Source organism: Oleiphilus sp. HI0123, assembly GCF_001635315.1.
Window position 1 is genome coordinate 1 of record NZ_LWGE01001315.1, and the last position, 7,043, is coordinate 7,043.

Annotated in this window: 9 protein-coding genes and 1 pseudogene; 8 read left to right on the forward strand and 2 right to left on the reverse strand. The window is 43.5% G+C overall.

Annotation, left to right across the window (positions count from 1 at the left end; all coding sequences use genetic code 11):
* From A3761_RS27790 to A3761_RS16045, 3 genes are all read left to right on the forward strand, one after another.
* A partial coding sequence (locus A3761_RS27790) for a glutathione S-transferase domain-containing protein (protein ID WP_068750494.1) occupies positions 1 to 755 on the forward strand: 755 nt, incomplete at its 5' end.
* A 15-nt stretch (positions 756 to 770) separates the two neighbouring features.
* A complete protein-coding gene (locus A3761_RS16040; RefSeq protein WP_068515850.1) occupies positions 771 to 1,400 on the forward strand; it encodes a hypothetical protein in 630 nt (209 codons plus the stop codon).
* 76 nt (positions 1,401 to 1,476) lie between these two features.
* A complete protein-coding gene (locus A3761_RS16045) occupies positions 1,477 to 1,878 on the forward strand; it encodes a hypothetical protein (RefSeq protein ID WP_068515853.1) in 402 nt (133 codons plus the stop codon).
* 15 nt (positions 1,879 to 1,893) lie between these two features.
* Here the strand turns inward: A3761_RS16045 and A3761_RS16050 are convergent, their stop codons facing one another.
* Positions 1,894 to 2,292: a hypothetical protein gene (locus tag A3761_RS16050; protein WP_068515856.1), complete on the reverse strand. Its 399-nt coding sequence runs from the start codon at positions 2,290 to 2,292 to the stop codon at positions 1,894 to 1,896.
* Between the two features lie 259 nt (positions 2,293 to 2,551).
* Between A3761_RS16050 and A3761_RS16055 the strand changes: the two genes are divergently transcribed.
* A complete protein-coding gene (locus A3761_RS16055; protein ID WP_068515858.1) occupies positions 2,552 to 3,760 on the forward strand; it encodes a methyltransferase in 1,209 nt (402 codons plus the stop codon).
* On the opposite strand, the gene hisA is transcribed toward A3761_RS16055, so the two are convergent.
* On the reverse strand, positions 3,761 to 4,519 hold the full coding sequence (gene hisA / locus A3761_RS16060; protein ID WP_068515862.1) for a phosphoribosylformimino-5-aminoimidazole carboxamide ribotide isomerase: 759 nt from the start codon (positions 4,517 to 4,519) through the stop codon (positions 3,761 to 3,763).
* Positions 4,520 to 4,675: 156 nt separating this feature from the next.
* Here hisA and A3761_RS16065 point away from each other — a divergent pair, with 156 nt between their 5' ends.
* The 4 genes and pseudogenes from A3761_RS16065 to A3761_RS16080 form a co-directional block, all read left to right on the forward strand.
* Positions 4,676 to 5,359 (forward strand): CsgG/HfaB family protein, encoded by a 684-nt coding sequence (locus tag A3761_RS16065; RefSeq protein WP_068515864.1) that lies wholly within the window; start codon positions 4,676 to 4,678, stop codon positions 5,357 to 5,359.
* Positions 5,360 to 5,387: 28 nt separating this feature from the next.
* Positions 5,388 to 5,795 carry a DUF4810 domain-containing protein gene (locus A3761_RS16070; RefSeq protein ID WP_068515868.1) on the forward strand — a complete coding sequence of 136 codons (408 nt, stop codon included), beginning with the start codon at positions 5,388 to 5,390 and terminating at the stop codon, positions 5,793 to 5,795.
* Positions 5,792 to 6,436 carry a GNA1162 family protein gene (locus A3761_RS16075; RefSeq protein WP_068515871.1) on the forward strand — a complete coding sequence of 215 codons (645 nt, stop codon included), beginning with the start codon at positions 5,792 to 5,794 and terminating at the stop codon, positions 6,434 to 6,436. The genes A3761_RS16070 and A3761_RS16075 overlap by 4 nt, the downstream gene beginning before the upstream one ends.
* Positions 6,437 to 6,740: 304 nt before the next feature.
* Positions 6,741 to 7,043 (forward strand): annotated as a pseudogene (locus A3761_RS16080) (hypothetical protein); the annotation flags it as partial.

The following is a 7,043-nucleotide window of genomic DNA, read 5'->3' on the forward strand; positions in this document are numbered from 1 at the left end:
CTGATATTTTTTGTGATACGAGCCTTATAGCTGATGAACTCGCCGCTATCGCTGACGAACCATCGTTAGCCAACGAAGCTCTGAATCAAGGCCTTCTAACTGAAAGACAATGGCTTGAATCAAAGCTATTTTTTGCATGTGTAAATAAAGCATTCTCTTTATCATTACTTCGACGTATTGCTAAAGACAAAGGCTTATGGAATTTACTTCTGTTCTTGAAAGACAGGATAGAAATGGGCGCCAAAGCCTCGGTATCCCTCGGCAGCCCTAGATCAGCCAACAAACATATTAAGCAAGGTCTAAGCTATCTATCAGAAAACTTAAGCTCGAATGAGTTTATCGGTGGTAACACACCGAATATTCTAGACTTCTCTGCTTATCATTGTTTCTGGTTTCTGACGGAAGTCGGCCTTAAAAAGGATATTTCCAAGAATACAGCCGCGTTGGCTTGGTACCAAAAAATGAAGGCTTTCACCAACTCTCCTGACAATGAAATTAGTATCGATACGGCGATCGATATCGGGAGAGAAGCCCAACCTCGGCAACTAGACAAGCGTTACACCTCAGACCATAGAATTGGCAGTAAGGTTGTTATCGCACCTAGTGACTACCGACAGGTACCCGTAACGGGAACCTTAGTAGGCGTCGACAGCCAGCGCTGGATTATTTCTCGTAACAACCCGGAAACTGGCTTGATACATTTGCACTTTCCTAGTAATGCCGTGGATGTAAATATCCGCCTTCCAAAGCAATAACAGGACAAGCCTATAATGAAAGCCGTTACGACCTCCCTCCTTATACTAATACTGTTTAGCTTAAGTATCAGCGCAAAGCTTTATGCAAATTCGATAGAGATGCCTTCACCTGAACAGCCCTCTGAAGACCTTGGAAAATATGTCTCTATTAATATTGAGATCAAGGAGTTGAAGGAGTCAGGCATAGTTCTCCGAGAAGCTAGCGAAAAGCTATCTCTTGCCCTGGATGAGGTTTCAGAAAATCTTCAGGATCTCTCTCCCGAGCAGTTGCGTTTGATTAATGACTTGGCCGATAAAGTAGACAGCATGACCAACAAACTCAATCGGGCAGCTGGTAGCTTTCCCGAAACCATTAAGAAGGCTCAACAGCCTTCAAATGAGCTGCTAACTCAGTCACTTAAAACAGTTCGGGACGAAACCGTAACGCCGATTGTCGACAGTATCAATCGCTGGTTAATTATCACCATTATAGGCTTAGTACTCATCGGTATAGGTCTGTTGGTAGGGTTTGTTATAGGCTTAAAGAAAGTATCGGCAGCGGGAAGTAAGATACTACAAATAGCTGATGGATATCGAATAATTCCTTTAGAGCAGTATAACGAATCACGAATAGCCCCCCTCAACAAAGCACCACAGGAGCTATAAAATAGTTCCTCATTACTTGGCATATTCCTGCTAGACCTTTACTATAATTCCCTCTGTATATTCTGAAGGTTTCAATATGCGTATTCGGCTCGATAACGGCAAAGACTATGATCTACTTGCGATGTTTACACCGTCTTGGGTCGGCCACAAAAAAGCTCTTGAAGCTCTTCGAAAAAACTATTCAGTCTGGACCAACGCCCTCACTTTACCGTTGTATAACAGGAACAGTGTTTCTGGCTTGCTTAAGTGGCTAGTGGTTCTGACCCTACATTCCATTTCACTTCTATCGCTCCCTTTCATCCTGGTCTTGGGCTTTTCAATGAAAGCTTATACGATTTTCTTAAGCGACGATGTAAAGAAGATGAAACAGTACAAACAAGACTTACAAACCATCTATGCAAAGTTAAAAGATATCGAAGATCAGGATGAATATAAGCGACGCTTGAAAGAAGAGATAGCCAAGGTAAAGCCGTTCTAAGAATTGCTTTGAAAATCAGGCAATATCCTCATATCCAGATACCGGGTCTTGCTCACAATTCTTACGGTACTGAGTCAACAACCAGGCTATCGCGCTTGCATAAACAAGATTGGTTGCAAGTTCAGCATGAGGGTTTTCCAAAAATGCCCTTTGCGAAGCCAAACCCCGTACGGTACTCGCCAGGTCTGGTTGAAAAGCTAAATACTCATCCCATAAAGCGGTGTGACTTTCAGGACTAATCGCATAAATACCTAAACCATCAGACTGCTTCGAGGCTACCAAGTGCTCACCGTAAGAGGAACGTTTAGAAGCTAGCTTCAATAAGTAATGTTCTGCAAATTGGGAGCGTTCATCCAAAGCCGCGAGTGCGGGACGAATTACATAATCATTGAGTTCTTGTGCATTAATACCCATGATCCACCTCTCAATGCCAATTTTTCGGCAGTTTTTTGCCTTTTATACGCTTATGAAGTTTGGATGCAATTTGCTTGCCTGATAACTTGAGCTGACGCTTACGCTAGCCTTATTAACCTTATCGGCCAGCGTCTCACATGCTCCATACCTGGGTAACAATTCGATAACAAACGAAACAAAAGCGCTTAAGTGTTTGCATCCGTTCGTCATAGAATATCTAATTTATAATCTAAAGATCTCCTAAGAACTTTTTATTCAGATGAAAGCTCGTTTTACGAAATTAGATCAAATCCTTAAACGCTATGAGCATCTTTGGAAGCCGCCTGCTTTTTCTAGTATTGACTCTCGCTTGGATGATTACCCCGAATTGCAAGCCTGGTTACGTTCACTTAGCTCAGATGATATTGATACGCTTCAGCTTTCTGATCAGGACTTACTAGCCTCGGCAGCCAATTATTTCCCCGTGGCGTCTGAACTCCTTTCACTTATTAGCGTTCCAGCTTCAGAGACATCAAAAGCAACAAAGGAAGTAGAACTACCCGCATTTTGGGATACAGGAATTCCTGGCAGAAAAGCAGCGCAGATAAAGTCCTTTATCAAAAGCCAATCTCCACCCACAACGCCGCTTATTGAATGGTGTTGCGGAAAGTTGCATTTAGGTCGATTAATATCAGAGCTATACAAGCAAAAAGTCACCGGTTTAGAGATTGATACGCAGCTAGTCAATCAGGCAAATATCCTTTCCCGCACCAGAAAATTGAGCAATCAAACTGTGGCGCTAGAGTGTGATGTATTGAATGATGACCTGTCTCAGCTGCTTGAAGCTAACCATCACCTAATTGCCTTGCATGCCTGCGGTGGCCTGCATGTACATATGCTAAAGCAAGGTGTAGAAAGTCACTCTAACAGAATGACCTTCTCACCATGCTGCTATCACCGCTTCAATAGCTCTGAAAACTACCAGGCGCTATCACTTGTAGGCCGAACTACCCTACTGAGCCTAAGCAATGAGGATTTGCGTTTAGCGACAAGACAGTGTAATACGGCATCGGCCGCTGAAACCCGAAAGCGCAAACAACTACAAGCTTGGCGACTCGGCTTTGATACGCTCCAAAAAGATATCAGACATACTGATCAATACCTTCCTTGCCCCTCTCTCAGCATTCGTATTCTTCAAGAAGGCTTCGAACGTTTTTGCAAAAAATGTGCGCAGCTAAAAGATATTGACCTGCCGCAAACAATAGACTTTTTACACTACCAATCTCTGGGGCAAACCAAGTATCAAGAATACGAAAAACTAGAGCTGGTAAGGATGTTATTTAGGCGCGCGTTGGAAACCTGGCTGGTACTGGATCGCTGCTTGTTTCTGGAGGAAAATGGCTATCATTGCCAAATATCGACATTCTGTGAGAGTTCAGTCAGCCCCAGAAACTTTCTGATTAAGGCCCATTTGAAAAACAAAACCTAGCTAGCGATTTTCATTCCATGAGATGCACTCATCAAGTGTAAGCCCCGCCCCCCCAAAAATATCCAAGGCACTCCCTATTGTCAGATCAACCTTGCCGCCAGATAACTGATGAACCAATTTTAAGTCTTCGAAAGAACGTGCACCGCCAGCGTAAGTGACTGGAATGGGGGAAATTTCTCCTAATAAAGAAACCAGGTCCTCATCAATTCCTGCTTGTAGCCCTTCAACATCGGCAGCATGTATTAAAAACTCATTGCAGTGCCCTGCCAACTCAGCGAGGGTATTCTTGGTAATCTGAGTACGGGTCACTGTTTGCCAACGATCCGTCGCAATATTCCAACCCGATTCGGTTTTTCGGCAACTCAGATCCATCACTAAACGCTCCGCTCCCGTCTCCGCTTTTATCTTTTCAATTCTGTCAGAAGATAGCTCCCCATCTTCGAAGAGGTAAGACGTGACGATCAAATGCGACGCACCTGCTTCCAAAAACTCGCTGGCATTTTCATGATTAACGCCCCCGCCAAATTGTAAACCTTGAGGCCAGGCCGATAGTGCCTTAAGTGCTTCGTCCTTATTTCCTGGGCCTAGTGCAATAACATGCCCACCTTGTAAGTTATGCTCCTTGTATAAGGAAGCATAGTAAGCCGCATCATAAGCACTCACAAAATTAGTATCGGCACCTTGGTCATTCAAGCTACCACCAACAATTTGCTTTACTTTGCCTTGATGTAAATCGATACAGGGACGAAACTGGGTCAAAGGAGGCCTCTTTTACAGAATGAGATAAAAATAAAACTGGCGCATATTATACCCAATTAAGCGGGGTGATTCGCCCCATATTGAAGATTAATCCAGTACACCTAGGCTTGTTGCTGTGATAATCTTTGGAGCAAACCTACCTGAAGGACCTTAATTATGAAGAATTTCTCCTTACGTTTTAGCAAAGTAATTTCCTTAGTTTCACTTTTTGTACTCCTTAGCGCCTGCGCAACGGAAAGTAAGCGAGCTATTCAACCAGATCGAGTTGCCAGCTATCAAACAAACTATAGTGGTAAGAAAACAGCCATGGTAGTAGGCAATTTTAATAACCGTTCAAACTATATGCAGGGTCTATTTTCTTCTGGTGGCGATCGCCTAGGTTCGCAAGGCAAGACCATCTTAAAGACCCACCTTCAACAAACGAACAGATTCAACCTTGTTGACCGTGACGCGATGAAAGAGCTTGAGCAAGAAGCTGCCTATCGCGGTCAAAAGCAAAACATTACGGGCGCAAGATATGTCGTTTCAGGCGCAGTCTCGGAGTTTGGCCGTAAAGAAGTTGGTGACAAGCAACTATTTGGTATCTTGGGGCGCGGAAAGGAGCAAATTGCTTATGCCAAAGTTTCCATCAATATCATTGACGTAACAACCAGCCAAATAATCTATTCAACACAAGGTGCCGGAGAGTATGCACTGAGCAATCGCGAAGTCATCGGTTTCGGTGGCACAGCGGGTTATGATGCAACGCTTAATGGCAAAGTTCTTAACTTCGCGATTACCGAAGCCATTAATAATTTAGTTAGAGATCTAGAGTCCGGCGTTTGGTCTGTTGAAAAATAGCAACTAACTATCGACATAAGGAAGTTCGATGAAATACATTAATATCAAGTTGATCGCTGCAATGGCGGTCATTCTTTTGGCTCAAGCATGTTCAACTCATAGTAATTTGTACTATTGGGGTGATTACCAAGAAATCGTTTACGATATTTACCTCAACCCCGGCGAAGCAGATACTGCCACGCAGATCTATAAACTAAACCTAACTATAGAGCGAGCAGAAAATAAAGGGATGAAAGTTCCTCCCGGCCTATATGCTCACTTAGGAATGGTTCACGCTCAAGCCGGAAACCCTGGCCTGGCAAAAAGCGCTTTGCTACAAGAAAAAGCACTGTACCCTGAATCTAGCGTATTTGTTGACGGCATTCTGACTCGCTCCAACATGCAAGACACCGCCTTGGAAGCATCTAACAGCCATCATAAGGAGAAAACAAAATGAAGGGATTCAAGTTCTTAGTTATTTCAATACTTGCTTTTGGAGTTTTATCCGGTTGTGCCGTTAAAGGTTATGACTACACGGCCCTTAAGCAAAGCAAACCGACCTCTATTCTGGTAATTCCACCCAATAATAGCTCTGTCGAAGTTAATGCACCCTATACGCTTATTTCCTCGATATCTGAGCCCTTGGCAGAAAAAGGCTACTATGTATTTCCTGTTTCAGTTGTCGATACTTTGTTTAAAGAGAATGGGCTCCCTACAACGGCTGAAATGAATACTATTCCCTTGGACAAAATTAGGGAAATTATCAACCCTGACGCAGTGTTATACATTGATATCAAGCAGTGGGGGCAGGAGTACCAAGTGATATCCTCAAAGACTGTCGTGGCTTCAGATTGGCGATTAATAGATGCCAAGAGTGGACAAATATTATGGAATGGCAGAGCCCAAGCTGTGAAGTCTTCAGGTGACGGCGGTGGCGGTTTGGCTGGTGCTCTCATTGGTGCATTAGTAGATCAAATTGCCGGCAGTATTGTCGATCACACACCTGAACTTTCTGCTATGGCGAGTAGTAACCTGGTCAATAACCAGCACTGGGGTCTACTTCCTGGGCCTTACGCACCAAAACCAGAAGAAAAGTAAAGATCAGGCAATAGCAATATCTAGAGTGCCTGGGTTTTGCCCGGGTACTCTCTCCTCAAGCCCCTCCATCAATCCTAAAAAGATAAGACAGCCCCAGAGTTTATTCTTACAATATCTTTGTTAGATTAGAATCAAACAAGAACAGTTTAATACCAGAGCCATTCAAGGTATCGTATAGTGCTAGGGAAGGAAAAAATAGCGCCCTTTTAGTAGGTGTCAAATTCGCTTTTGCTTAGATGGCAATCGATTCCTTCCAACTGCCATACCTGTCTCAATATTTGCTTGGTAGGAGTAACAGCGAATTATGAATTTTTCGAAACTCATTTACATCAGCTTATTGCTCTCGCTCTTCAGCTCATTTTCCAATGCGATAACTCAAACGAGCATTCGCTACCCTCAGCCAGGCGAAGTATTCACCAAACATCACAGTTACCCAATAGAGCTATTAAAGCTAGCCCTAAGTTATCATTCGGTGCCTCTAACAGTAGAACCCTCGCAGTATTTTATGACACAAGGCCGGGCTATCAAACAGTTGAGCCAAAGCAAGGGTATCGATGTGATGTGGACCATGACTTCCAAAGAACGAGAGTCAGAAGTAAAGCCTATT

Excerpts from the sequence above, each read along its gene's own strand:
- A3761_RS16045 (WP_068515853.1), top strand. The coding sequence starts at position 1,477 with ATGCGTATTCGGCTCGATAACGGCAAAGACTATGATCTACTTGCGATG.
- A3761_RS16050 (WP_068515856.1), bottom strand. The coding sequence starts at position 2,292 with ATGGGTATTAATGCACAAGAACTCAATGATTATGTAATTCGTCCCGCA.
- A3761_RS16040 (WP_068515850.1), top strand. The coding sequence starts at position 771 with ATGAAAGCCGTTACGACCTCCCTCCTTATACTAATACTGTTTAGCTTA.
- A3761_RS16070 (WP_068515868.1), top strand. The coding sequence starts at position 5,388 with ATGAAATACATTAATATCAAGTTGATCGCTGCAATGGCGGTCATTCTT.
- A3761_RS16055 (WP_068515858.1), top strand. The coding sequence starts at position 2,552 with ATGAAAGCTCGTTTTACGAAATTAGATCAAATCCTTAAACGCTATGAG.
- A3761_RS16065 (WP_068515864.1), top strand. The coding sequence starts at position 4,676 with ATGAAGAATTTCTCCTTACGTTTTAGCAAAGTAATTTCCTTAGTTTCA.
- A3761_RS16075 (WP_068515871.1), top strand. The coding sequence starts at position 5,792 with ATGAAGGGATTCAAGTTCTTAGTTATTTCAATACTTGCTTTTGGAGTT.